General features: G+C 69.5%; 18 protein-coding genes. 3 read left to right on the forward strand and 15 right to left on the reverse strand.

The features are described from left to right. Positions 1-460 precede the first annotated feature (460 nt). The 7 genes from FCI23_RS39510 to FCI23_RS58625 form a co-directional block, all read right to left on the reverse strand. Positions 461-1,141 (reverse strand): TetR/AcrR family transcriptional regulator, encoded by a 681-nt coding sequence (locus FCI23_RS39510; RefSeq protein WP_136728979.1) that lies wholly within the window; start codon positions 1,139-1,141, stop codon positions 461-463. Further along, entirely contained in the window at positions 1,138-1,944 is an 807-nt protein-coding gene (locus FCI23_RS39515; RefSeq protein ID WP_136728980.1) for an enoyl-CoA hydratase family protein, read from the reverse strand. The genes FCI23_RS39510 and FCI23_RS39515 overlap by 4 nt, the downstream gene beginning before the upstream one ends. 10 nt (positions 1,945-1,954) lie before the next feature. Then, a complete protein-coding gene (locus FCI23_RS39520; protein ID WP_136728981.1) occupies positions 1,955-3,115 on the reverse strand; it encodes an acyl-CoA dehydrogenase family protein in 1,161 nt (386 codons plus the stop codon). Further along, positions 3,112-5,154, reverse strand: coding sequence for an acetyl/propionyl/methylcrotonyl-CoA carboxylase subunit alpha (locus tag FCI23_RS39525; protein ID WP_136729009.1), 2,043 nt, complete (start codon positions 5,152-5,154; stop codon positions 3,112-3,114). Before FCI23_RS39525 ends, FCI23_RS39520 begins: the two co-directional genes overlap by 4 nt. 8 nt (positions 5,155-5,162) lie before the next feature. Next, complete coding sequence (locus tag FCI23_RS39530) at positions 5,163-6,761, reverse strand: acyl-CoA carboxylase subunit beta (protein WP_136728982.1); 1,599 nt, start codon at positions 6,759-6,761, stop codon at positions 5,163-5,165. 138 nt (positions 6,762-6,899) lie between these two features. After that, the gene (locus FCI23_RS39535) at positions 6,900-8,630 is read right to left on the reverse strand and encodes an acyclic terpene utilization AtuA family protein (protein ID WP_136728983.1); all 1,731 of its coding nucleotides are present in this window, start codon (positions 8,628-8,630) and stop codon (positions 6,900-6,902) included. Continuing rightward, positions 8,627-8,815, reverse strand: coding sequence for a hypothetical protein (locus tag FCI23_RS58625; protein ID WP_211265659.1), 189 nt, complete (start codon positions 8,813-8,815; stop codon positions 8,627-8,629). The genes FCI23_RS39535 and FCI23_RS58625 overlap by 4 nt, the downstream gene beginning before the upstream one ends. 634 nt (positions 8,816-9,449) lie before the next feature. Here FCI23_RS58625 and FCI23_RS39550 point away from each other — a divergent pair. Next, positions 9,450-11,327, forward strand: coding sequence for an MFS transporter (locus FCI23_RS39550; protein ID WP_136728984.1), 1,878 nt, complete (start codon positions 9,450-9,452; stop codon positions 11,325-11,327). Here FCI23_RS39550 and FCI23_RS39555 read toward each other — a convergent pair. Next, positions 11,284-12,954 (reverse strand): S53 family peptidase, encoded by a 1,671-nt coding sequence (locus FCI23_RS39555; protein WP_211265660.1) that lies wholly within the window; start codon positions 12,952-12,954, stop codon positions 11,284-11,286. The genes FCI23_RS39550 and FCI23_RS39555 overlap by 44 nt on opposite strands. A gap of 679 nt (positions 12,955-13,633) precedes the next feature. Continuing rightward, positions 13,634-15,901 carry an NEW3 domain-containing protein gene (locus FCI23_RS39560; protein WP_136728985.1) on the reverse strand — a complete coding sequence of 756 codons (2,268 nt, stop codon included), beginning with the start codon at positions 15,899-15,901 and terminating at the stop codon, positions 13,634-13,636. A 1,272-nt stretch (positions 15,902-17,173) separates the two neighbouring features. Here FCI23_RS39560 and FCI23_RS39565 point away from each other — a divergent pair. Next, complete coding sequence (locus tag FCI23_RS39565; protein WP_136728986.1) at positions 17,174-18,760, forward strand: hypothetical protein; 1,587 nt, start codon at positions 17,174-17,176, stop codon at positions 18,758-18,760. Positions 18,761-19,250: 490 nt separating this feature from the next. Here the strand turns inward: FCI23_RS39565 and FCI23_RS39570 are convergent, their stop codons facing one another. The 4 genes from FCI23_RS39570 to FCI23_RS39585 form a co-directional block, all read right to left on the reverse strand. Further along, entirely contained in the window at positions 19,251-19,460 is a 210-nt protein-coding gene (locus tag FCI23_RS39570; RefSeq protein ID WP_136728987.1) for a hypothetical protein, read from the reverse strand. Positions 19,461-20,067: 607 nt separating this feature from the next. Further along, entirely contained in the window at positions 20,068-20,394 is a 327-nt protein-coding gene (locus FCI23_RS39575; protein WP_136728988.1) for a hypothetical protein, read from the reverse strand. A gap of 132 nt (positions 20,395-20,526) precedes the next feature. Further along, positions 20,527-20,733 (reverse strand): hypothetical protein, encoded by a 207-nt coding sequence (locus FCI23_RS39580; protein WP_136728989.1) that lies wholly within the window; start codon positions 20,731-20,733, stop codon positions 20,527-20,529. 590 nt (positions 20,734-21,323) lie between these two features. Further along, positions 21,324-22,235: an ADP-ribosylglycohydrolase family protein gene (locus tag FCI23_RS39585; protein ID WP_136728990.1), complete on the reverse strand. Its 912-nt coding sequence runs from the start codon at positions 22,233-22,235 to the stop codon at positions 21,324-21,326. Positions 22,236-22,526: 291 nt separating this feature from the next. Between FCI23_RS39585 and FCI23_RS39590 the strand changes: the two genes are divergently transcribed. Then, the gene (locus tag FCI23_RS39590; RefSeq protein WP_136728991.1) at positions 22,527-23,147 is read left to right on the forward strand and encodes an L-threonylcarbamoyladenylate synthase; all 621 of its coding nucleotides are present in this window, start codon (positions 22,527-22,529) and stop codon (positions 23,145-23,147) included. 396 nt (positions 23,148-23,543) lie between these two features. On the opposite strand, the gene FCI23_RS39595 is transcribed toward FCI23_RS39590, so the two are convergent. Together FCI23_RS39595 and FCI23_RS63285 are read right to left on the reverse strand one after the other, a co-directional pair. Then, complete coding sequence (locus FCI23_RS39595; protein ID WP_136728992.1) at positions 23,544-23,951, reverse strand: hypothetical protein; 408 nt, start codon at positions 23,949-23,951, stop codon at positions 23,544-23,546. 116 nt (positions 23,952-24,067) lie between these two features. Then, a complete protein-coding gene (locus FCI23_RS63285) occupies positions 24,068-24,622 on the reverse strand; it encodes a WD40 repeat domain-containing protein (protein ID WP_322973959.1) in 555 nt (184 codons plus the stop codon). Positions 24,623-24,684 lie beyond the last annotated feature (62 nt).

Below are 24,684 nucleotides of genomic sequence, written 5' to 3' on the forward strand. Positions count from 1 at the left end.
GCGGGGCGAGGGGCAAGTCTGGCAAGGCGGAGGAGGGAGGCGACGCGGAGCGTCGTTGACCGACGACAACGCCGCCAGGCGCCGCCCATCGGCACGCGACGCCGCCCCACCTATTCGCGCGGCCTCTCAGACACGCCTCTTACGCCGGACGGCCTGGGAGCCCGGGATGACCTGGAGGGACCGAACTCGCTCGCGGAGGTCGCTACCGGGTGGCGGTCGACGTGGCGGCCGCCGACGTACACGATCCGGTCCGGCTCACACCCGGCGAGCTCCACCACGCGCGCGAAGAACTCCGGGGACGGCTTCGTCACGCCCCGCTCCCCCGACGTGGCGATCGCGTCGGCCGGCAGGCCCAGTGCTCGCAGCGGCTGAGCTCATGTTGCTCTTGGATCCCACCTGGCATTACTTCCTCTGGGGCTGACTCGTCGCAGTCTCCAAGTGTCCAACTCCAGGGGAAAGATCAGCCTTTCGGCACCCGCACCCGCCCGACGGCGCAGCCCGAGCTCACCGCGGGTTGCCTGAGCGCGGTTTCAAGGGTGGCCGCCCACTGGCGTACGATCTGCTCCCGGCGCGCCGAGTCGTCGGTGAGCAGGTCGGCGAGTCCCAGACCGCGGGCGAGGTCCAGTGTGGCTTGCACCAGCCGGTGAGCCACCGGATCGGTGTCGTCGATCCCGAGCAACTGCACGGTGATGTGGTGCACGGTCCGTCCGAACTTGGCCTCCAGCGGCGTGATCCGTTGCTTGAGCGACTCATCGGCCGCGGCTGCCGTCCACACCTGTAGCGCCGCTTTGAACAGTGGGTCTGTGAAGTAGTCGACCATCCGCATGACCACTGCCTCGGTGCGCCCCGGTCCGTCGGCAAGGTTGGTGGCCTCCCGGATGAGGGCCATACGGCTGTCGAACATGTACTCCAGCGCCACGGTGATCAGGTCCTCGCGGGTCGGGAAATGGTGTTGCGCGGCACCGCGGGAGACACCGGCGTGTTCGGCGACCACGGCCATGGTGGTCGCGCTCCACCCGCGCACGGCGAGGCACTCGATGGCGGACACCAGCAGACGCTGACGGGTGGCGCGGCTGCGCTCCTGCTTGGGTTCACGGGTGCTCAACGTCGGCCTCTCCGGGACAGCGCGCGCGATGGTCATCGGGCCCAGCTCGGTCGTCGTTTCTGGAGAAAGGCCTTCATACCCTCCAGCGATTCCTTGCTGCCGAAGAGCCGGGCCGACTGCGCCGCGAGGCTGTCCGCGGAGCGGTCGAACTCGGCGAGGATCGCCGCGGTGGTCAGCGCCTTCGACTCGGCCAGTCCCTGTGGGGAGGCGAGGCGCAGCTGTTCCAGGATCGCTGTGGTCGCCTCGGCGGTGTTGTCCGCGGTGATCGTGACCAGGCCCAGCCCAGCGGCCTCCTGCGGGCCGAACTTCTCGCCCGTCAGAAAGTACCGGCCGGCGGCACGCGAGGTCAGCCGGGGCAGCACGGTGAGCGAAATGATCGACGCGGCCAGACCGAGCCGCGCTTCGGTGAGCGCGAATGTGCACGAAGGCCCGGCGATCACGATGTCGCAGGCCCCGACCAGTCCCATGCCGCCGGCTCGTACGTGACCATCGATCCGGCCGACGACCGGCTTGGGCAGTTCGATGATCGCGCGGAGCAGCTCCACCATCGACCGCGCGCGCCCGGCCGCGAGGGCGGCCGGGGCAGCGGCATCCGCGGCGGCCGGGTCGCCGTCGCCCGGCGCCGCGCTCGCCTCCGTGAGATCGGCGCCCGCGCAGAACGTGCCGCCGGTGTGTGTGAGCGCGACCGCGCGCACGGCCGGGTCGGCGGCGGCGTCCGCCAGCCCCTGCCTCAGCTCGGTGACCAGGCGGGTGGACATGGCGTTGCGGTTGTGCGGGGAATCCAGGGTCAAGGTGGCGACGCCGTCGGCCACCCGGTACTGGACATACGGGTCGGTCATGTTCGGCTCCTCAGTACGACTTGGGCAGCCCGAGGCTGTGTTCGGCGACGAAGTTGAGGATCATCTCCCGGCTCACCGGTGCGACCCGGCCGACCCGGACCATGGCGAGCATCGCCGACAGGCCGTGCTCCTTGGTCAGTCCGGCGCCGCCGTGTGTCTGGATCGCCTGGTCCAGTGCACGGATGCTGGCCTCGGCGGCGGCGTACTTGGCCATGTTCGCGGCCTCCGCGGCCCCCGTGTCGTCGCCGCTGTCGTAGAGCACCGCGGCTTTCTGCATCATCACCTTGGCCAGTTCGAGCTCGATCTTGACCTGCGCCAGCGGGTGCGCGATGCCCTGGTGCGCCCCGATCGGGGACTTCCACACCTGACGTACCTTCGCGTATTCGACCGCCTGCGCCAGCGCGTAGCGGCCCATGCCGACGGCCGTCGCCGCGCCGAGGATCCGCTCCGGATTCAGGCCGGCGAACAGCTGTGCCAGGGCCGCGTCCTCCCGTCCCACCAGCGCCTCGGCGGGCAGCCGCACGTCGTCGAGGAACAGGGCGAACTGGTGCTCCGGCTGGACGATGTCCATCTCCATCCGCTGCGCGGTGAAGTTCTCCGCGTCGGTGGGCACGATGAACAGGGCCGGCTTGAGCTTGCCGGTCTTGTGGTCCGCGGTGCGCGCCACAATCAGCACCGCGTCGGCCCTGTCGACACCGGAGATGAAGACCTTGCGGCCGTTCAGGAGCCACGCGTCGCCGTCCCTGCGCGCGGTCGTGGTGATCCGGTGGGAGTTCGACCCCGCGTCGGGCTCGGTAATACCGAACACCATCACCTTGGACGCGTCCGCGATGCCAGGCAGCCATTGCTGCTTCTGCTCGGCGGTGCCGTACTTGGCGATGATCGTGCCGCAGATCGCGGGCGACACCACCGTCAGCAGCATTCCGGCACCCTTCGCGGCCAGTTCCTCCTGGACCAGCGCCAGCTCGTAGATGCCCGCCCCGCCGCCGCCGTACTCCTCGGGCAGATTGACCCCGAGGAAGCCGAGCTTGCCTGCTTGGTCCCACAGCTCACCCGGGAACTCACCCGCGCGTGCCTTGGGCAGCACGTAGTCGGTGTAGTTGAAACGTGCGGCGAGCCTGGCCACCGAGGCCCGCAGATCCTTCTGGACATCGGTCTCGATGAAACTCATGTGCGCTCCCCGTCTTTTGGGCCTGTTGTCTGCTCGGCTGTGCCGGCGGCTGTCTCGTCCACGACGGCCAGGACCACACCCATATCGACGGACTGGCCGACGGTGACGTCCAGCGTCGTGAGCACGCCCGCTGAGGGCGCGGTGACGGTGTGCTCCATCTTCATCGCCTCCAGCCACAGTATCGGCTGGCCCGCCGTCAGGTGGTCCCCCACCTGGGCGGCGACGCGGATGACGGTGCCCGGCATCGGTGCCAGCAGCGACCCGGCGGCCACCTGTGCCGACGGGTCGGTGAAGCGCGGCCGCCGCGTCAGCGTCACCGGCCCCAGTGGGGAGTCGACGCAGGTGAGTGCGGAGTAACGTGCCACTTCGAAGTGGCGGCGGACGGTACCCGTCCCGCTTGGCACATCCAGCACCACCAGCTCGGGCGTCGCCGAGACGAAGGAGAGCTCGTCATGACCGTCGACGCGCAGTCCGGCCCGCGTGAACCGGTAGCGGATCTCGATGTCGGCGTCGGGTCCAGTGGCTCCGGGGCCGGTGCCGAATGTCTTCAGCTGCGCCTCGCCGGGCAGATTGCGCCAGCCGCTGGGCAGCCCGGCGTTGACTTTGGCATCGCGCCGGTTCCCGGCGGCGTCGGCGAGGGCCGCGGCGACCGCCGACAGTTCCACGGATTCCGGCGAGGCCAGCGGGCGCGACAACACGTCCAGGCCGTGGGTGGTGAAGAACGCGGTGTCTGTGTCGCCGGACAGAAAGGCCGGATGCCGCAGCACCCGCACCAGCAGGTCCCGGTTGGTGGCGAGACCGTGCACCTTGGCCCTCGCGAGCGCTGACGCCAGCAGACGCGCGGCCTCCGCGCGGGTGTCCGAGTACGAGATGACCTTTGCGAGCATCGGGTCGTAGTGCACCCCGACGAACGACCCGCCGACGATCCCTGAGTCGAGCCGCACCCCCGGCTCCGTGAGCAGCCCGAACTCGGTGAGTGTGCCGGGGATTTCGAAGCGGTGCACGGTCCCGCTCTGCGGCTGCCATTCGTGAGCGGGGTCCTCCGCGTACAGCCGGACCTCGATCGAGTGCCCGCGCGGCGCGGGCGGACCGGCCGGCAGCGCGACCCCCTGAGCGACCTGGAGTTGGAGCCGCACCAGGTCGAGGCCGGTGGTGCACTCGGTGACCGGATGCTCCACCTGCAGGCGGGTGTTCATCTCGAGGAAGTAGAAGTCGCCCTGCTCGTCAGCGAGGAACTCAACGGTGCCCGCGCCCTCGTAGCCGATGGCCCTGGCCGCCAGTCCGGCCGCCTCGAACAGCCGCTCCCGCATGCCTGCCGTGCGCTCCACGAGTGGCGAGGGCGCTTCCTCCACCACCTTCTGGTGCCTGCGCTGGATGGAGCATTCGCGCTCGCCCACCGCCCAGACGGTGCCGTGCCGGTCGGCCATGACTTGCACCTCGATGTGACGTCCTGTTTCGAGGTAGCGCTCGCAGAACACCGTCGGATCGCCGAAGGCGGACTGGGCCTCGCGCCGGGCGGCCTGAAGCTGACCGGGCAGCTCGGCGAGCTCGCGGACCACTCGCATGCCGCGGCCGCCGCCACCGGCGGACGCCTTGATCAGCACGGGAAGGTCGGACTCGGTCACCGCTGCGGCATCCAACTCGGCGAGCACCGGCACACCGGCCCCGCCCATCAGCTTCTTGGACTCCACCTTCGAGCCCATCAGCTCGATCGCCTTCACCGGTGGTCCGATCCAGGTGAGTCCCGCGTCGAGGACGGCCTTCGCGAAGTCGGCGTTCTCGGACAGAAAGCCGTAGCCGGGGTGGATCGCGTCGGCGCCCGAGGTGTGTGCGGCGTCGATCAGCAGCTCACCGCGCAGATACGTCTCGGACGGTGCGCTGCCGGGCAGGCGGATCGCGGCGTCGGCCTCCCTGACGTGCGGGGAGTCCGCGTCCGCGTCGGAGAACACGGCGACAGTGGACAGGCCCATGCGCCTGCTGGTGGCGAAGACGCGGCGCGCGATCTCGCCACGATTGGCAACGAGTACGGAGGTCAGCACGGAAGTCCTCACATTCGGAAGATGCCGAAGTTCGCGGCACCCTGGACCGGGGCGTTGTGGACGGCCGACAGGCACGCTCCCAACACCGTGCGGGTGTCACGGGGATCGATCACTCCGTCGTCGTACAGCCGGCCGGACAGGAACATCGGCACCGACTCCGTCTCGATCTGGTTCTCGACCATCGCGCGCATCCCGGCGTCCGCCTCCTCGTCGAAGGGAAGGCCTCTGGCCTGCGCCGCGGCGCGGCTGACGATCGAGATGACGCCTGCCAGCTGGGCCGGGCCCATCACCGCGGACTTGGCGCTGGGCCAGGAGAAGAGGAAACGCGGGTCGTAGGCGCGTCCGCACATGCCGTAGTGGCCGGCCCCGTAGGAGGCGCCCATCAGCAGCGAGATGTGCGGCACCGTCGAGTTGGAGACCGCGTTGATCATCATCGCGCCGTGTTTGATGATGCCGCCCTGCTCGTACTCCTTGCCGACCATGTAGCCGGTGGTGTTGTGCAGGAACAGCAACGGGGTGTTCGACTGGTTGGCCAGCTGGATGAACTGCGTTGCCTTCTGCGCCTCCTGGGAGAACAGCACGCCGTGGGCGTTGGCGAGGATGCCCACCCGATAGCCGTGCAGCTCTGCCCATCCGGTGACGAGACTCGATCCGTACAGCGGCTTGAACTCATCGAAGTCCGAGCCGTCGATGATCCGGGCTATCACCTCGCGGGGATCGAAGGGGACCTTCAGGTCGGGGGGCACGATGCCGAGCAGGTCCTCGGGGTCGTACAGCGGCTCGATCACCTCGGCACGCGGCGGCGGACCTTCCTTGCGCTGGTTGAGCCGTTTGACGATCGCGCGGCCGATGCGGATCGCGTCCTGCTCATCGACGGCGAAGTAGTCGGCCAGACCCGATGTGCGCGCATGCATCTCGGCCCCGCCGAGCGACTCGTCGTCGGACTCCTCGCCGGTGGCCATCTTCACCAGCGGCGGCCCGCCGAGAAACACCTTCGAACGGTCCTTGATCATCACCGTGTGGTCGGACATGCCGGGGACGTAGGCACCGCCGGCGGTCGAGTTGCCGAACACCAGCGCGATCGTCGGGATGCCCGCGGCCGACGCCCTGGTGAGGTCGCGGAACAGCCGGCCACCGGGGATGAACACTTCCTTCTGAGTGGGCAGGTCGGCGCCACCGGACTCGACGAGCGAGACCACCGGCAGCCTGTTCTGCAGGGCGATGTCAATCGCCCGCAAGTTCTTCCGCAAGGTCCAGGGGTTGCTGGTGCCGCCCCGCACGGTCGGGTCGTTGGCGATGATCACGCACTCAACGCCCTCGACAACGCCGATGCCCACGACGACCGACGCACCGACCTGGAAGTCGCTGCCCCACGCCGCCAGCGGGCACAGTTCGAGAAACGGGGAATCCGGGTCGAGCAGCAGCTCGATGCGTCCACGGGCGGTGAGCTTTCCGCGCCTGCGATGCCGCTCCAGCTTCTCCGCTCCGCCGCCGCCGATCGCCTTGGCATGCTCGGCGTCGAGTTCGGCGAGCTTTGCCGCCATCGCCTCGGCCGCGGCCAGATAACCTTCGGACCCGGTGTCGAAGGTGGACCTCAGTATCGTCATGCCCTGTATCCCCATCTCCCGGCCGCCAGGCCCGTCGTGATCACGGTCGTACCGCCGAACAGCCGCACGGCCCGACTCGCCCCCCGTAGGCAACGGACCGTCGCGCGCCGCACCCGCCTCTCCTCGCTGTCGGGATGTTCACGGCAGCAACTCCTCCGGAATGGCGATATGCCGGGAGCGGAGCCATTCGCCCAGTCCCTTGGCCTGCGGATCGAACCGGGCCTGGTAGGCGACGCCCTGCCCGAGGATGCCCTCGATGACGAAATTCACCGCGCGCAGCTTCGGCAGCACGGTTCTGGTGACCGGCAGGTCGGCGGCCTCGGGCAGCATCTGCTTGAGGCGCTCGACCGTCAGTGCAGCTGCCAGCCAGCGCCACTGGTCGTCGGTGCGCACCCAGACGCCGATGTTCGCGTTGCCGCCCTTGTCGCCGCTGCGCGCCGCGGCGATCGCGCCGAGCGGGACCTTCCGCGTGGGCCCGGCCGCAGGCGGCTGTGGCAGCGCCGGTGCGGCGACGTCCTCAAGCGCACGCGTCCCGGTGCTGGGGGCGATGTCCACCCGGGTACCGTCCGGCAGCACCGCGACATGCGGCACCTCGGCGGCGTCGACGTAACCGGGAGTGAACACCCCGTACACCGATCCGGTGCCGGGCGACGACGTGAGGCTGAACCCGGGGTAGCTGGACAGCGCCAGTTCGACGGTGAGGCTGGAAAACACGCGCCCGACGACGTCCGGATCCGGGTCGCGCACCACGCAGCGCAGGATCGCGCTGGCCTGCTCCTGGGTCTCCGCGTCCGCCTGGTCCAGCCGCGCCAGCGTCCACTTCAGCTCGGCGGGTTTCGTCGTGAGAGCGGCCTCGAACTGCTTGCGTACCAACGCGGCCTTGGCCTCTGCGTCGAGCCCGGTGAGGATGAACGCCATCTCGTTACGGAAGCCGCCGATCGCATTCAGCGACACCTTCAGCTGCGGCGGCGGGGCCTCGCCGGTGACCCCGGTGATGCGTACCCGGTCCTGGCCGTCCCGTGCCAGCTCGAGTGCGTCGAGGCGAGTGGTCACGTCCGGTCCGGCGTAGCGCGCGCCGCCGATCTCGTACAGCAGCTGTGCGGTGACGGTGCCGACGGTGACCTCGCCGCCGGTGCCGGCGTGCTTGGTGATGACGCTGGACCCGTCCCGGTGGATCTCGGCGATCGGGAAACCGGGGTGGGCCAGATCCGCGATCTCGGTGAAGAAGGAGTAGTTACCGCCTGTCGCCTGGGTCCCGCACTCGATGACGTGCCCGGCGGCGACGGCACCGGCGAGCCGGTCGTAATCGCTTCTGCCCCAGCCGAAGTGGGCCGCGGCCGGGCCGACAGTCAGCGAGGCGTCGGTGACCCGGCCTGTGACCACGACGTCGGCACCGGCGGTCAGGCACTCCACGATGCCCCAGGCCCCCAGGTAGGCGTTGGCTGCCAGCGGTTTGCCGAGGCCCAGTTCCGCTGCCCGCGCGGTCAGGTCGTCGCCTTCGACGTGCGCGAACCGGGCCGCGATATCGAGCTTTCCGGCGAGCTCCCGCAGTTTCGCGGTGAGGCCCGCCGGATTGAGACCGCCGGCATTGACGACGATCCGGACGCCGCGGTCGACCGCCAGCTTCAGACAGTCCTCCATCTGCCGCAGAAAGGTCTTGGCGTAGCCGAGTTCCGGGTCCTTGCGCCGATCACGGCCGAGGATCAGCATGGTCAGCTCAGCGAGGTAGTCGCCGGTGAGTACGTCGAGCTCCCCGTCCTCGAGCATCTCGCGCATCGCCGAGAGCCGATCGCCGTAGAATCCCGAGCAGTTGCCGATCCGGATCACCTCGGGGCTCGCGGCCAGTCGCCGCGGGGTGGGTGCCGTCATGACGTCAGCCCCGCCTGCCCATGCACGGCGCCCTCGCCGGTGGCCTCCAGCGCCGAACCGCTCACCCGCTGAGGGGCATCCTCGGGGCCCGAGGTCCACAACTCGCAGTCCGGTGCGCTGATCTCGACGTAGAGGTCATCCGCCTCAGCCCGCCGGTCAGTCAGCATGGCGCTTGTGTCTGTCACGCGGACCACTCTCACAGCCGGAGAGAAAAAAAACAATCATGATTGATTTGTTAGAGTCCTTGCCGCGACGGGCCGCGACAAGAGCCGGCACGCCGTCGCCGTGCTGAGCCACCCACGTCCCGGGTACGAGGCAGCAACAGGTCGGTGGAGTGGGTGTGGCCGTCGTCGAGGTTCGTCCGAGTCCGGAGCGGTGTTCGGTGCAAGCTCGGGTTGTCGGCGAGTTTGCAGTGCCACGCGCGCGGGCCGAGCTCGTGAGCCCGGTCGAGGTACCTGACTTTGAGCCAGTGACGCGGCGAGCGGGTTCGTGGTGGCGAGCAGCCGCGCGCCGAGATCGGTTGCGGTCCGCCCGATGGCTTCGTGGGAACTGCGGGAGTCGGTGCCCAAGCCGTGCCCACCGTAACGAGACGGCTAAGAAACCTTCCCCGGGTGTGTGGCCAGGAATAGCCGAACCCCCCGTTACGGTTGCACGGTGCATGTACTTGGGTGGCGCAAGCCACCCCTACAGCGCTGAAGCACGTCATCCCGCCCGTATCCGTTGCCCGGCACCAGTCCCGCACCACGGACACTCGGCACCCGCCCCGTGCCGGTCGCCGGACCGCCGCCCTGCTCTGCCTGCCTTTGGGAGAACGCGCGTATGACCCGACCGACGAACCAGCACACCGGGCCGGCAGCCCCCCGTGCTGCCATCCCACTGTCGGCGCTGCCCGACGACCCGGACGAGGAGCGGAAAGGCTCAGGAGGCCTCGTCCCGGTCCTCGCCTTCGCCGGCATCGTCGTGGCGGTCATGCAGACACTGCTCGTGCCGGTCATCAAGGACCTGCCGGCCCTGCTGAACACCTCGCCCAGCAACGCCACCTGGGTGCTCACGTCAACGTTGCTCTCCGGCGCGGTGGCCACACCGATCATGGGGCGGCTCGGCGATCTGTACGGCAAGCGGCGGATGCTCGTCACCAGCCTCGCGGTGATGGTGGTGGGCTGCCTGATCGCCGGTTTCACCAGTGATCTGCTCCTCATGATCGTCGGCCGTGCCCTGCAGGGCTTCTCGATGGGCGTCATCCCGCTGGGCATCGGCCTGATGCGCGACGAGCTGCCGCGTGAGAAGCTCGGCTCGGCGATGGCCCTGATGAGTTCGTCCATCGGCGTCGGCGGCGGCCTCGGGCTGCCCGCGGCTGCGCTGGTCGCGCAGCACACGGACTGGCACGTCCTGTTCTTCGGCTCCGCCGGGCTCGGCGTCCTCTCGATCGGGCTGACGCTGCTGGTCGTTCCGGAGTCCTCGTTGCGGGCCGAGGGCCGGTTCGACATCGCGGGCGCGCTCGGCCTCTCCGCCGGTCTCGTCCTCCTGCTGCTGCCGATCACCAAGGGCAGCGACTGGGGCTGGGGCTCGGTCACCACCCTGGGTCTGTTCGGCGCGGCGGTCGTGGTGCTCCTCGGCTGGGGTGCGGTACAGCTGCGTATAAAGGCCCCGCTGGTCGACCTGCGGACCACCGCTCGCCGTCAGGTGCTGCTCACCAACCTCGCCTCGATCATGGTCGGTGTCTCCTTCTACGCGATCTCACTCGTGCTGCCCCAGTTGCTGCAACTGCCCACATCGACCGGCTACGGCCTCGGGCAGTCCATGGTCGTGGCGGGCCTGTGTGTAGCACCGCTCGGCCTGACGATGATCTTCACCGCTCCGGTGTACGCACGGCTGTCCGTGAAGTACGGCCCCAAGACGACCCTGATACTGGGCATGTTCATCATCGCGATCGGCTATGGCGCCGGTCTCGGTCTGATGAGCGCCGCCTGGCAGACCGTCGTCATCTCCGTCGTCGTCGGCGCGGGCATCGGCCTGGCGTACTCCTCGCTCCCGGCGCTGATCGTCGGCGCGGTCGACGCTTCCGAGACGGGCGCGGCCAACGGTCTCAACACCCTGATGCGGTCCATCGGCACGTCGGTGTCGAGCGCCGTCATCGGAATGGTGCTGGCCAACACGGCGCAGCACGCCGGCTCTGTGGCGGTGCCGACGATGCACGGGTTCCGCATCTCATTCCTGATCGCCACAGCCGCGGTCCTCGTGGGACTGCTGCTCGCGGTGGGCCTGCCCGCCCGCGAGAAGGGAGCCGGACAGCAGCAGCTGCGGGTACCCGCTGCGGCGAGCAGTGAGCTGAGTGAGGAGGCCGCCCGGGGCCGGGCCGTCCTCCCGGCGGTCGTGGCCCGCGACGGATTCCACGGCCGGGTGGTGGACGCCGGCGGCGCCCCCGTGGCCCGGGCGACGATCATCCTGATCAACGGCCGGGGCCGCAAGGCCGGCTCGACACTCACCGACGACGAGGGCTACTTCGCACTCGCCGCACCGGCCGTCGGCCACTACGTCCTGTCCGCGCTTGCGGCAGGCCACGCCCCGCACGCCACATCGGCGTCGTTCCTCACCGAGGACCAACGGGTGGAGGTTGATCTGCGGCTGCCGGTCGTCAGCGCCGTACCGGCCTTCAGCGTTCCGGAAAGTCGAACCGTGCGCGCCGCTGAGCAGTGAAGGCCGGAGCCGGCCGGCAGTTCCCTGGAGGACGTTCCGCCAGGAAGAAGGTGGTGGTGCCGCTCTTCAGGTGGTTGAGGAGCGCGGTGCCGTCGGGGACGCCGAGGCCGGTGCAGGCGTCCCAGCCGGGGGCGGCCTTGTAGGCGCCGTTGCCGCCCTTGGTGATGTCACGGAAACCGGGTCCCGTCGTCCCCGGTGCGGCGCCCGGGTAGAGAAGCGGCTGGAGCAGGCCGAGACGGTGACCGAGGGCCTGGACGAGCCGGCAGGTGAGCGCGGCCCAGAGGGGGGCGACGGCGCTGGTGCCGCCGATGACCTGCCGCTGGCCGTCGACGAAGACCTGGTATCCGGTGGCGGGGTCCGCGACAGCGGCGACATCCGGCACGCCGCGTCCCGTGACGCCCGTGGAACCAGGGGGAACCCCGACGCCCTTCTGCCAGGCAGGCAGCGGGAACACGTCGCTCACGCCGCCGCCGGTACCCGCGCCGTTGCTGTTCCAGACGGTCTCGGAGGCGACGGTGCCGGTGGTGGGGTCGGCGTCCAGCCGGGTGCCGCCGCAGGCGAGTGCGTACGGGCTGGAGGCGGGGAAGTCGGTGTGCGCCGTTCCGTCCGTCGCGCCGTCGCCGCTGCCGTTGTCGCCGGCGGCCACGCACACCGTAACCCCGAGGGCAGCCGCGTCGGAGAGCCCCTGGTTGAACGCATTCCGCCCCTGAGCGGTCCAGCTGTCCTCGTTGCTGCCCCAGCTGATGCTGACGGCTGCCGGGGTGGGGGTGGCGTGCACCGCCGTGGTCAGCGCGTCGACGAAGCCCTGGTCGGTGTTGGGCGCGAAGTAGACGATCTGGTGGGCGCCGGAAGCGAGGGCTCCGGCTACCTCGATGTCCAGCAGTACCTCGCCGTCGGCGCTGTTGGGGTCGCCCTGCGGAGTGTTGGCGCCGCCGTCGACGCCGGCGGCGACGACGCTCGGGGCAGGCGTTATGGACAGGCCGGCGAAGTACTGGTCCAGGTCCCGCTGCGTGAAGCCGCCGCCGAGTTCGAGGATCGCGAGGGTCTGGCCGGTACCGTCCGTGCCCTGAGGGAAGCGGTAGACGGTGGCGAGGTCCGGTGGCGTGTAGCTGGTGGCCGCGGCGGACTTGGCGTGGCGGCGCAGGTGGGAACGGGCCTGCGGGCGGTCGTCCAGGCCGAGCACGCCGACCACGGCGTGCTGCCAGTCGGCGATGATGCGCAGGCTACCCCCACGGTGCCGGTGCCGCACCGGGGCGCCGGTGTGCGGGTCCGGGCTCTCCACCCACTCCAGGGACTGCGGTTCGACCACCGCGCGCAGCTCGCCGTACGTACCTGCGATTCTGACCCGCCGGGCGGCCGGATTCGCCTCGGTGACCCGCAGCCCGTGCTGCTCGGCGGTGCGCAGCACCAGATCGACGTCGGCCGGGTCGGCACCGTAGCGGTCGGCTAGTTCCTCGGGCGTGATGGTCTCCAGCCCCTCGACGAGATCGATGGGTATCTCGGCGCGGCGGCGCAACACGAGGGTGATCTCGATGGGTTCCGCGTCGTCCACCGCGCCGACGGGGCGCGCGCCTACGACGAGTGCCCGGTCACTCCCGGGGAGAAGGGGCTTGGGTGTGCTGTCCACGATGGGCATCTGCCTTCCGGTGATCGGCCCTCGCCGAGCCGCTCGGCGGTCCTGCCCACCGCGATCCCATGGTTCCGGACCGTGTGAGCAGGGCCGCTTCATGTAGGGACTGGAGAACGTCACCGCGAGTGACGCGTCAAGCTGCAGCAGATAATAGGCTGTTGTCCGCGGGGGACTTCGGGCCGGGTTCGCCGCCGACGCTCCGCCGGCCGCCCGCAAGGCCAACCTGGCGCCACCGCCACCGCCAACGGCACCTGGGACCCGGACACCATAAGGCCCTTGTCCGTAACGGGACGGACAAGGGTCGCGACAGCCTGGCTGACGTGCATTTCTGGCTGACCGTCAGGTGGGGCGAGTGGGACTCGAACCCACGACCGACTGATTATGAGTTCGAAAGCGATCGTGGTGGGCCCTGCCGCCAGGGGCCACCGGATCCTGCTCCGCCTGGTCGGAGGAGGATTCCACGATCACCCCTGACGCGTCCCGCCGGTCGGTCCGAAGGCGTCCGCGCTCCCTTCTTCGTCGCGCGTTGTGGTGGGTAGTCAAAGTGCAGCCGCGAATGTTGGCCTATCCGTGGCCAAGCCGCGCTTTGGCCGGTCAGTGGGTTTGCCGGGTGCCCCGCGGGCAGGCATCGCGCCCACCCGCGGGGCACCCGGCGCATCACATCATCTGCGAAGCGCTACTTGCTGGTGGTGAAGCCGTCGAAGTCGACCTCTCCGGTGGTTTCCGGGGCGTGCGAGGTGACGGCGAGGCCGACGTCCTGGGTGGCCGCCGCCGTCGGGACGGTGACGGTGCCGACGAGGTTCCAGGTGGTGTCGTCGGTGGAGTAGTAGCCGCTGTAGGTGGTGCCGTTGCGAACCAGCTTCAGCCAGGAGGGGTAGGTGGCCGTGCCGATCGAGTCCTGGGAGTCGAGCCGGCCGTCACCGTTGCTGTCCCAGTCGAGGAGATAGCCGTTGCTGGGGGTTTCAACGAGGGCCAGGTAGCCCGGTGAGGTGTCGGCGCCGGTGATGTCATTGCGGACCATGATGCCGGCCTTCGCCCAGACGTCGGTGCCCGCTTGGGAGTTGATCTTCACCGTGGTCGTGGAACCGTCGTGCTCGGCCCCCGGCAGGTAGATGGAACCGTACTCGTTGGTACTGTCCCACAAGTCCGCGCCCTGGGCGCGGATACCGAGTTGGGTGCCGGACTGGCTGAAGTCGGACGTGGTCGCGGCGAACGTCTTGTACGGCGCCAGGACGGCGTGGTTGACGGTGATCGTGTCACCGACCGACAGCTGAGCGGCCGTGCCGGAGACGTACCGGTACGTCGCGGACGCGTGGAACGCGCTGGAGGTGAAGAGCGCGGTTGACGGTGGGATGGTCACCTTGAAGGTGGCCCGCGCCGTACTCCCGCCCTTCACCTTCCTGACCTTGGTCCTGGAACTGGTGGTGACCGTCACACCGGACGGCCCGGTGAGCTTGAGGCCGACGCTCGTGACGGGTGTCGCTCCGTTGTCGGCCAGCACCTCGGTAACGGTGCGCTGGGTGCTGTCGCCTGCCGCGGGCGCCCAGTTCAGCGCGAGCGAGACGTCGGGGTTGACACCCCGGAGGACGTGATCGAGGGCGTGGACGCGATACAGGGCCACGCCGTGCGGCGGGACGTCGGCCGCGATCGTGCCGGTCGACTCGGTCTCCTTGTGGCTCCACAGATCCGACAGGGAGTAGTCGCGGGCCGCGGGCAGCCCCAGCGCGGCGACGGTGGTGGAGACGGCCCGGGGAGCCGAGCCCGTGTTGAACAGGCCGACGACCACGTCACCGCTCTTCTCGGTCTTGGCGAACACCTGCGAGGCGGAGTCGCTGGCGATGCGCTTCGCGCTGATGGCGTCCTGGTCGACCGACAAGACGTCGGTGTTGTGCAGCAGGCCGAGGTCGGTGGGGTCGAGGTGGGTCAGGTCGGTGCCCAGGATGAGGGGCGAGGAGGCCAGCGACCACAGGCTCATCTGCGTCTGGCGCTCGTCCGGCGTCAGGCCGTCGTTGGCGCCGTTGCCGATCTCCAGCGAGTCGTAGTCGTTGAAGCCGCCGGGGCCGCCGTAAGGCGCCCAGTTGGCGGCCTGGTTGAAGCGGGAGGAGAGGGACGACCACTGCGTCAGCGGGTAGCTGCTGCCACCCGGCCCGCAGTAACACTCGATGTCACCGCCGGTGCGCCAGCCGTTGGACAACCTCGCCCACGTCGCCGCGTTGTTGATGTCCAGGCTGTTGGACAGCTCCAGGCGGATGGGGCGCCCGGTCTGCTTCAGGGCGTCGGACCACGCCTGTACGTCGGGGATGTCGGGGGTGCCGACGCCGTCGATCTTGACGTAGTCCACGCCCCAGCCGGCGAACTGGTCCGCCCAGGAGTTGACGAACTGCTGCGCGCCGGGCTTGGTGTAGTCAATGCCCACCATCCCGCCGCAGTTGTAGTTCTGCTCCGCCGTCGTGGTGGCGATGTCCTGGGCGTGGTACGGGGTGCCCTCGATCGCGGTGTTCTGGGCGACGGCCTGCTTGGAGATGCCGGGGGTGACGTACAGACCGAACTTCAGGCCCAGGGAGTGGACGTAGTCGGCGACGACCTGGACGCCGTTCTCCGTACCGCTGGGCGGGAACTTGGTCTCGTCGGTGACCCAGCGGCCGTATGCGTCGACGTTCGGGCCCTGGCTGCCCGGACAGTGGTACCAGAAGTCGTCCACGTTGGCGTAGATGAAGCCGGCCTTGGTCAGGCCGCTGTCCTTCATCGCCTTTGCCTGCGCCTCGATGTTCTGGGCAGTCGGGTTGCGGCGGATGAAGCTCCAACTGCTCCAACCCATTGCGGGCTGCGCGCCGAGGCCGTTGCCCTCGGCCTTGGCCGTCGGTCCTCCGACCGCGGCGATCCCCGTGGAGAGCAGGAGCGCTCCGGTGAACGCGGCCAGCACTCCGCGGATTGGTTTTCTCATCGTTTTTCCTCCAGTGCAGCGCCCTTACAGGACGGCAGCCGTATGACGAGCAGGCGATGAACACGATGCGGGCGGTCAATCGCCCTTGTCACGGGGGAAGTTCGCCGCGTCGAGTACGCCGAGGACGTCAGGCCCGATCCCGGCCGCGCGTTGTCGACAGCGCCGGGCAAGCCGTACCCGGCGAAGAGCGGCTCCTTTCGCCCCAACGCGAAGAGGTCTCGCCCGCGTTCAGCGACTGCGACGCGGCGAGGGCCCACTGACACCCAGGAACGGCCACAAGGCAATGGGCATCCTGAATCCGGCGGTCCGGCGGGGCCGCATGTGACGCAGCACAACCTATGGCTAGCGAACAAAAAGCACCCCGCAGCCCTCCCTGCGGAGCAACGAAGTGAACACAACCAAACGGTACCAGTCAGATATCACCAAAGGGACATAGTCATGTCAAGGCTTTCAGCCAATCGCGCCGAGACCCGCGACGCGGCAGCCGCGCTGGGGGCCTTTTAAACCTCGGCCTGAGTTGCTGCGTGACCAACGGCAACGACCCCACCTAGGGCTCTCTGTCATCGGACGCCGGCTGTTCACCTGACTGGTCGGCCCTCCACTTCACCACGTGGGCTGCGTCCTGCGGGGGACGCGGGCTGAGAGTCGTCGGCCCCGGCCAGGGGAATGCGTTCACGCCGCGGCCTCTGACGGCGGCATGCCGGTGCTTATCGGTCGTGTCCCGCCTCGTGGTGTAAGCGACCTTGCTCGACGCGTTCCGGTAAGCCACGTGTCGGCCATCCCATGGGCCACGGCTCTCGCGTCGCGCGCGGCTGACCTGCCGTCAGCGCCATTGGCGGCCCTGAACCGCGTCAATGCGGCGATGACCTGCGCATTCCGAGTACTTGATCGGCTACACCATCTGGCGGGACGCGATCTGCTTATCCGTGACGGACATCGGAGATCAGGGGCTGAGGCCCCGGACGGCCGGACGTTCACCCCCGCTCCGCCGGTCGCGCAGGTGGCGGCGGTGCCGTCCGCCGCCGAAACCCCTCCCATCTCACTCCTATGCCCGCTTGGGAGCGACGGGGGGCAGTGGTCCGCCGATGCTGGGACTGGCAGAGGTGCGGTGCGCTGCTCATCCAAGAGCCGGAGTGCGCAGCGAGGACGTGGCGCCAGCCCCTCGCGCGGTTTGTTCGGCCGGGCGGGGGTCTCACGGGAACAGCGCTGTCGCACTGCCGGCGAGACACCGGAGCCAGCCATGCCCTTACGGTGAGAGGGAGAACTGTTCCTATGCGGACAAACGGTGTGCGGTCGCGCCAAATACGCCCCGAGCGGATACGGATGCGGATACGGAAGAGGGCGGCGCTGGCGGGCGGCGCCATCGCAGTCGCCACTGCACTGGTGTCCGCGGCTGCTTTGGGCCTCGCCGACAGCGACACCGCCCGGTCCGTCGGCCACGGCACGGCTGTGGGCGGTGGACCACCGCCCGCATCCCCCGGAGCGACGGGCGGTGGACCAGCCACGCCCGCAGCCCCCGGAGCGACGGGCGGTGGACCAGCCACGCCCGCAGCCCCCGGAGCCGACAAGAACCTCTTCCCCTTCGGCCCGCCCACCGGGAACGGCGACTTCCAGGTCCCCGCACCGCCCGAGGCGCCGACGCTGGTGCCCACCATCGGCACCAAGACCACGCAGCGGCTCTACGGCACCGACGCCTTTCAGAAGGCGGTGTCGGTCACCCAGCACGTGTGGCCTGCCGCGATCCCGGCGAACGCCCCCGGGGAGACCGACAACGTCCCCGACCGGCCGTGGGGCGTGACCCTGGTGACCCCCGACGACCCGCTGACCGCCATCACCGCCATCCCGCTCATCCACTTCCCGGACGACGCGCCCATCCTCTACGTCACCAAGACCGGTATCCCCCAGGTCACCCTCAACGAGCTCAAGCGGCTGGGTGACACAGGCATCGTCCGCAACCGCAACATCGACGCGTTCCTCGTGGGCGCGGCGGCGAATCGCGGTGTCCGGGCGCAGCTGAAGGCCATCGGCATGACCTTCCAGAGCGTCACCGCGCCGAGCATCCCCGGGCTCGCCAACGCCGTCGACAAGGTGTACGGCGGCATCCAGAACCCGGACACCGGCGTCCCGCAGATGGGCACCAGCGCCAGCAGTACGGGCGGCGGGATGATGGACGTGATGATCGGGCCCATGGACGGGGAGGACTGGCAGTACGCCCTGCCCGCCACCCACTTCTCCTCCCACATGCCCGTCGCACTGCAGTGGGTCCACAAGGACAGCATCCCTGACGAGACCGTCGCGGCGCTTCAGCGCCGCCAGGGCCATGCTCAGATCTACCTGATGGGCGGACCTGAGCAGATTTCCCCTAAGGTGGCCAAGAAGCTGACCGCATACGGTTCCGTGTCGCGCATCGACAACGACGACGCCGTCGCGTTCAACACCCCGCCGAAGAACACCGTGACGAGCAGCGCTCTTGCGTTCGCCAAGATGTGGGACCCGGCGGGCGAGATGGGCTGGGGCATCAGGGGGCCGGGCCACGGCTTCACACTCGTCAGGCGGGACGACTGGCAGGGCGCGGTGGCCTCGGCGCCGCTGTCCCACCTCGGCTTCCACTCCCCGCTGATCCTGACCGACCGCGCGGACAAGCTCCCCCCAGCGGTCGACGCCTACTTGAAGCAGGTGGCACCCAGCTACCTTCAAACACCCGCTGAGGGGCCCTACAACATGACGTACGTCATCGGTGACTGGAAGAACATCACCTGGCCGCTGCAGGCACACGTCGACTACATCTCGGAGATGAGCAACCGGCAGATCTGGAACAACGCCAACGGCAGCCGCTACAGCGACTCCGGACAGCCCTGACCGGCGCCCATCGGCCGACCCAACCTGCCGCGGTCGCACCGCCCCATGGCCCTACCCCACCATCCGGTGTCTTCCCCAACGGCCGGCGACGGCCGTTGCACGACGCCCGCCACGGTCCTGATGATCCTCGACATCTCGGACACCGCCGTGGACAAGGTGATGGGCTGGGAGCCCGGGGAGCGATGCGCCGCCGGTACCAGCACGCGACGGGCCCCGTGTTGGAGAGCATCGCCGACAAGCTCGGACGCACCCTCTTGTTTGGTCAGGGTCCCGCCCGCCAGCGTGCTGCTTCGACGGCGGCGGGGAGGACTCCACTGATCAATGCGGCGGCGATTTGGATGCGATGTGTGCGGGACAAGGGCCGAAGTCGTCCGGGTGGTCGGTGTGTGCGTCGTTTGCGGAACGCGTCGGGGTTCCTCCACAGGTGCGGGCATGGCGGTGCCCCGCGGCCGAGCGGGCGGCCGCAGGGCACCGGGAGGGGTGGACAGAGTTAGCGGTGGCAGAGGAGCTCTTGGCGATATTTCTCGCGGACCGCTTCGAGGTAGCCCTGGGAAACGCCGTGAGGACCGTCCTGACTGCCCGGCGGGGACGAGCCGCCTGAACGCCGGCAACCGCCCTGCGGCTTGGACAGCTCGAAGGCCGGTGACAGTGCGAACCGGCTGTGTAGCAGGCCGTCGGTGGTGACCTCCAGACGCAGCATGGCCTCAGGTTACGTCCTGGGACGAATTACTCGCCGGACACCGCAGCCATGGCCAGCCCGGCGACGGGCCGACCCGCTGATCCACCTACGAGCCCCGGCCGCTGATCACGCGGTCGGGGCTCACCCACGTCCGCCGGACGGCCTACCGTGCCTTCCTCCAAGATGCCGGAGACTGCGAAGCGTGCCAGGCTTGAATGGGCGCTGCGGGGACGTCGATGCCCTCAGCCCCCACAGGCCGCCCGCCGAGCCCGCTCCCTCCCACGCCGGGCATTGCGGCGGGCCGCACGGCCCCGGCCGCTTGGTCGGCCGATTACAGCGGTCGGGGCTCATGTCCGGGGAAGGGAACGTCATTACTAATGACGGTGGGCTTACGGGGTCGCGTAAGCAGGTCCGAAAGGGGGCGCACCAGTGCGTACCCCCTGGCGGCTGAGGAGGGCGTGCGTTCAACGCAGACCCTTCTTCGGTGGTCGCCGGAAAAGCCTGGTCAGACCGCCCGAAGGATGCTTGTCGACCGCCCCGTAGCCGTAACCAGTCCGGCGAGGTCACCCGGCCAAGTCGGTGAGGCAGTCGCAGCCGCATTCGTCGTCCGAAACCGGGCGGCGCCGGGCTACGGCTGCCAGGTCTCCGTGCACGCCAGGCACCGCACTTGCAGCCCCCACGCCGCCCTGGCCGCCTCCGCGGCCTCCGTGCGCTTCCACATGCCCGCGCCCCACAGTCCGCCCGCCAGCAGCACGCCCAGGCCGGCCAGGACCGCACCCGACGCCACCGCAGCGATCCCAACGACCGCCACGCCGACCGCCCACGCGAACTGCGACTCAGCCGCCGCCGGCTGCGCCAGGGACTTCTTCAGCGGCGAGTCCGACGGCAGGCTCTGCCAATACGCCGACAGCAGCTGGATGTTCGTGGACCCGCACCTGTCGCTTCGGCATTTCATGGCGACCCCCTCTGTCGACAGCAGTGGGCGACATGCTGACGATCCGGGCGTCTTGGTCACAACGCGGACGGCGGAGGTGTGAGCGGCGTCACCGCGGCGGCGTCACGTGGGCCACGGGAGGCGCAGGAGTTGCTACCGGCCGGCCCGGCGCTTCACCACCGTCGCAGCGACCAGCAGGCCCGTCATGCCGACCAGCCACGAACAGCCCTCCCCGGCGGCCGGGGACTCGACTTCGATGAGGGTCTCGAGATGGCCGATCGCGGTGAGGGCGACCAGCGGGCGCTCGGCCGCCAACTGGTGGACGAGGCGGTCGAGGGGGGTGCGGCGAGGTGCTGCCATCCGGCGCATCCGAACCTCGGCCGGCATCACGCGTCACCCTTTCGCCGCGGGCCCTTGACGGCCAGCGCCATCCGGAGCAGCTGCTCGACCTGCTCGAAGTGGGCGCGACGCGCCCCGGTGGCCTGCGGCAGCTGCTTGGCGATCCGGTCGGCCTTGGTGCGCCGCCTCTCCTGCCGGTTGGACCATGCGCGGCGGCACGGGGGACTGCACAGCCGCGGCAGCGGTCCCCGGGCAGGCCGCTCGAACTCCCGGGAGCAGTAGCCGCACCGTCCGGAGGCGTCCGGGCTCCCATCGGGCTCCCCAGCTATCCCTCCTGCCGATCACTACCACCTGGTCCGCATGAGTCCGCCCGGAGCCCCCAACGGGGCTCCGGGCTTCCAGCCTGGTTCGGCGCCGCCAGGAGCGGCATGAGACTCAACCCGACCGAAGCTACGACTCGGTCGGCGGTCTCTCCCAGAACCGCGCTCAAGCGAAAGAGCATGACCGCCATAAATGCGCCACCCTGTGCGGATGGCGGCCCGGCGGTCTTCTCGGAGGAGGAGCTCCCCGGCAACGCCGAGCCTGCGCTAGGGCAGGCGCCCGGGGAAGGCTCACTCCGACACGAGCGGGGACAGCGGTTCGCGGGCGGCGTGCCAGGCCGGGGGAAGGGCGGCGACGCCCGTGCGGGCGGCGATCACCCCGCCCGCGATGGCGCAGGTGGTGTCGATGTCGCCGCGCCCGGCGACCGTGAACCACAGGCCCTCGTGCAGGTCGTCAAGGTGGCTCGCCGCGCACCACAGGGCGTACGGGACGGTGTCGGGCCCGGACATCCGGTAGCCGGAGCCCAGGACCTCCGCGGCGTGCCGGACCGAGGTGCGCTCCGGCATCCGGGCCGCGACCCGCACTCCCGACCGGACGTCGCTGTCGGGGAGGCGTTCGGCGACGGCGTGGAGGAAGTCCGGGCGAGCCGGAGCGGGCTCGCCCCGGCCGCGTGTTGCCATGGCGGCGGCGAGGGCGACTGCCACCGCCGCGGCCACCGCCTCCGGGTGGTGATGTGAGACAACGCCCTGGCGGGCGGCCTGCTCGGCGGCCGCGTCGAGGTCGGCGGCGTGCCAGGCGCCCAGCGGCGCGGCGCGCATGGCTGCGCCGTTCCCCCAGGAGCCCTGGCCACCGAACTGCCCGGCGACCACCTCCCGCCAGGGCTCGCCCGCGCCGATCCGGCGGAGCACGTCGTGCATCGAGGCTCCGTAGCCGCGGTGCGTGTCGCCGGCGTAGGCGGCCGCGAAGCGCCCGGCGAGGCGGTCCTGGTCGACGGCGCCACCACCCACGGCAAGTTCCTGGACGAGGACGAGCGCCTGGGCGGTGTCGTCACTCCACCGCCACAGCGGTTCCGCGGGCAGAGTCCGCGCCTCCAGGGCCGCCGGGCCGTCCCGGCGCAGGATGCCGAACCAACAGTCGCCGAAGGCGTCCCCGAAGGCGAGTCCGTGCAACGAGTCCAGCACAGCGGCAGGTATGGTGATCATCGTGGCAGTTTCGCAGCGCAGTGGCGCCCCCCGCACCCCGGTTTCGGTGCGGGCATGCTCGGTGGCTTGATCGACGGCGTCCGCGGCTCGGCCTTGCCGTAGGCATGGCGGACCTGTCCAGTTCCGCCCCTGCAATGGCTGGGGTTGCCCGCGAGACTTCCACCCCGAAGGTCCCGGCAGCACCGGCGACATGTGCCTGCGCGCCCTCGCCGCCGACGTCCCCGTCTGGCTGGTCCCCACCGCCGGCCTGCCTATCTGAGCGCGGGTGTCCTGATCACGTAGGGTCGGCGGATGGCGAAGTATTTCGACGTGCACCCCGAGAATCCTCAGCAGCGCAGCATCAGCAATGTGGTTGACCTAATCCGCTCCGGCGCGCTCGTCGCCTATCCGACGGACTCCTGTTTCGCACTGGGATGCCAGCTGGGCAATCGTGACGGCATCGGCCGGATCCGTTCGATCCGGAACCTCGACGATCGTCACCACTTCACCCTTGTGTGCCAGAATTTTGCGCAGTTGAGTCAGTTCGTGCACGTCGACAACGACGTGTTCCGCGCGATCAAGGCAGCAACGCCCGGCAGCTACACCTTCATCCTCCCTGCGACGAAGGAGGTGCCGCGCCAGCTGCTGCACCCGAAGAAGAAAACAGTCGGAGTCCGCATTCCGGACCATGTCGTTGCTCAGGCATTGCTCGCCAACCTCGGTGAGCCACTACTTTCCAGCACGCTGCTCCTACCCGGCGAGGACGAGCCGATGACGCAGGGCTGGGAGATCAAGGAACGGCTCGATCACGTGGTGGATGCCGTGGTCGACTCGGGTGACTGCGGCACCGAGCCAACCACGGTCATCGACTTCTCCAGCGGCGAAGCCGAGATCGTACGTCGAGGGGCAGGTGACACCGCGCGCTTCGAATAGCCACGCCGATGGCATCACCACGTGACGGCCACAGGCCGCTGGCGCACGGGTTCTTGCCGGGTCTCGGAAGTCCGGGGGAAGACGCGCTGCCTGCCCTCCCGGAGGTAGTGCCGTTGCTGGCCGATGCCCGCAGCTCGCTCTTTGCCGTCGGGCTGAGTCCGGCCGCTGCGGGCACGACGGTCTCCGGCAGGCGCCACGGACTGGCTGGCCGGTGGCGACTGCGGGTGCTCAGGCGATGAACACCCCGGCACAGCAGCACGCAGGACACGGGGCTCGATCTGCAAGCGAAGTGGCATACCTCGACACCAGGCGTCCGCAGACGGCGGGCGCACCGCGGCCGATCACCGATCGCCAGGAAACCGGATGAAGCGGCCAGGATCCTGGTAACCACCGTTTTCAGTGATCTTCCAGGGCTTCGCGCGGTGGGGGCAGCCGGCCAATGGGCGCGACAACTGTCCGCGTTCGCGGACACGCCCACACTGCCGTGTCGCCGTCGACAGTAGCAGCCAGCGGATGTGAATCCGGGTGGGCTGGACACTCGGGCCACACCGCGGGCGAGCCCTCTTCCCACAGTGCTTCGACGGCCCACTCCTGGACCCGGTCTGCGAGCTCGACAATTTGTTCAGAGGCATTGAGGCCGCTCGGCGTCCAGAGGTTGAGCCCGCTGCCGCCGGGTGTATATAGCATGACGACGGGTTCTTCCTCTCCGGCGACATCGTCCTCGCGGACATGGGGACGGACGGCACAGTGTGAGTGGAGGTCCTGCAACACGGTCTCCAGAGCTGTGGAGAGTTCCTTGTTCACCTGGTGATTATGGTTCGCTCCCAAGACCGTCGCTACTGTGACCCACCACCTGCCCCAGCACGGCACGGGCGCCCTGCCCGCCCGCGGCTCCGGCGTTTCCCGGGCTGGGCCCGGTCTCAGCAGGTCTTCCGGTACGGGATGCCGGACAGGTACGTCTTCCAGTCGGCCCGCGACAGGCCGGTTCCGGCGCGCTCGCACACGTCGGCGGCGACCCCGGGCGAGCCGATCTCGTACCGCTGGAGCGGCACATGGGTCCCGGCGGCGTAGAGGGTTCCGCCGTCCGGGCTGAAGCCCAGGGACAGCAGCGGGTCACCGGGGGTCGGGAGCGCGGAACCGAGCAGCTGGTGGGAGGCCACGTCCCAGAGTTGAATGGCCCCGTCGGAAGAGGCTGCCGCCAGGGTGCTCCCGTCGGGTGAAAACGTGATCGCCGCCGCATCGTCGATGCCTCGCGAACGCGCACCGGCGGAGGTGGAGACGCTGGACAGTATGCCGAGCCGCTTGTGCCCGCCGGCACCGTCCCAGAGAGCGATCCGGCCGAATTGATCACCTACAGCCAGATATTTCCAACTTCTGTTCAAGGCAAGTACCTCCGATGGGTCATCAGCGTTGAAGAACGCGCCGTGAGTGACCTTCGCTGACCGCAGGTCGACCACCGTGCCGTCGTCCGACATGAGGAGACTGTCGTCAGCGCGAAGCAGCAGTTGTCCTTGCCCCTGCTCTCCTGACGCGCCGG

It is taken from the genome of Actinacidiphila oryziradicis (assembly GCF_005047355.1).
GTDB classification, from domain to species: Bacteria; Actinomycetota; Actinomycetes; order Streptomycetales; family Streptomycetaceae; genus Actinacidiphila; species Actinacidiphila oryziradicis.

Bases quoted from the DNA above. Each gene is read 5' to 3' on its own strand.
- FCI23_RS39510 (WP_136728979.1), bottom strand. From the start codon at position 1,141: ATGACCATCGCGCGCGCTGTCCCGGAGAGGCCGACGTTGAGCACCCGT.
- FCI23_RS39515 (WP_136728980.1), bottom strand. From the start codon at position 1,944: ATGACCGACCCGTATGTCCAGTACCGGGTGGCCGACGGCGTCGCCACC.
- FCI23_RS39520 (WP_136728981.1), bottom strand. From the start codon at position 3,115: ATGAGTTTCATCGAGACCGATGTCCAGAAGGATCTGCGGGCCTCGGTG.
- FCI23_RS39530 (WP_136728982.1), bottom strand. From the start codon at position 6,761: ATGACGATACTGAGGTCCACCTTCGACACCGGGTCCGAAGGTTATCTG.
- FCI23_RS39535 (WP_136728983.1), bottom strand. From the start codon at position 8,630: ATGACGGCACCCACCCCGCGGCGACTGGCCGCGAGCCCCGAGGTGATC.
- FCI23_RS39550 (WP_136728984.1), top strand. From the start codon at position 9,450: ATGACCCGACCGACGAACCAGCACACCGGGCCGGCAGCCCCCCGTGCT.
- FCI23_RS39560 (WP_136728985.1), bottom strand. From the start codon at position 15,901: ATGAGAAAACCAATCCGCGGAGTGCTGGCCGCGTTCACCGGAGCGCTC.
- FCI23_RS39565 (WP_136728986.1), top strand. From the start codon at position 17,174: ATGCGGACAAACGGTGTGCGGTCGCGCCAAATACGCCCCGAGCGGATA.
- FCI23_RS39570 (WP_136728987.1), bottom strand. From the start codon at position 19,460: ATGCTGCGTCTGGAGGTCACCACCGACGGCCTGCTACACAGCCGGTTC.
- FCI23_RS39575 (WP_136728988.1), bottom strand. From the start codon at position 20,394: ATGAAATGCCGAAGCGACAGGTGCGGGTCCACGAACATCCAGCTGCTG.
- FCI23_RS39580 (WP_136728989.1), bottom strand. From the start codon at position 20,733: ATGGCAGCACCTCGCCGCACCCCCCTCGACCGCCTCGTCCACCAGTTG.
- FCI23_RS39585 (WP_136728990.1), bottom strand. From the start codon at position 22,235: ATGATCACCATACCTGCCGCTGTGCTGGACTCGTTGCACGGACTCGCC.
- FCI23_RS39590 (WP_136728991.1), top strand. From the start codon at position 22,527: ATGGCGAAGTATTTCGACGTGCACCCCGAGAATCCTCAGCAGCGCAGC.
- FCI23_RS63285 (WP_322973959.1), bottom strand. From the start codon at position 24,622: ATGTCGGACGACGGCACGGTGGTCGACCTGCGGTCAGCGAAGGTCACT.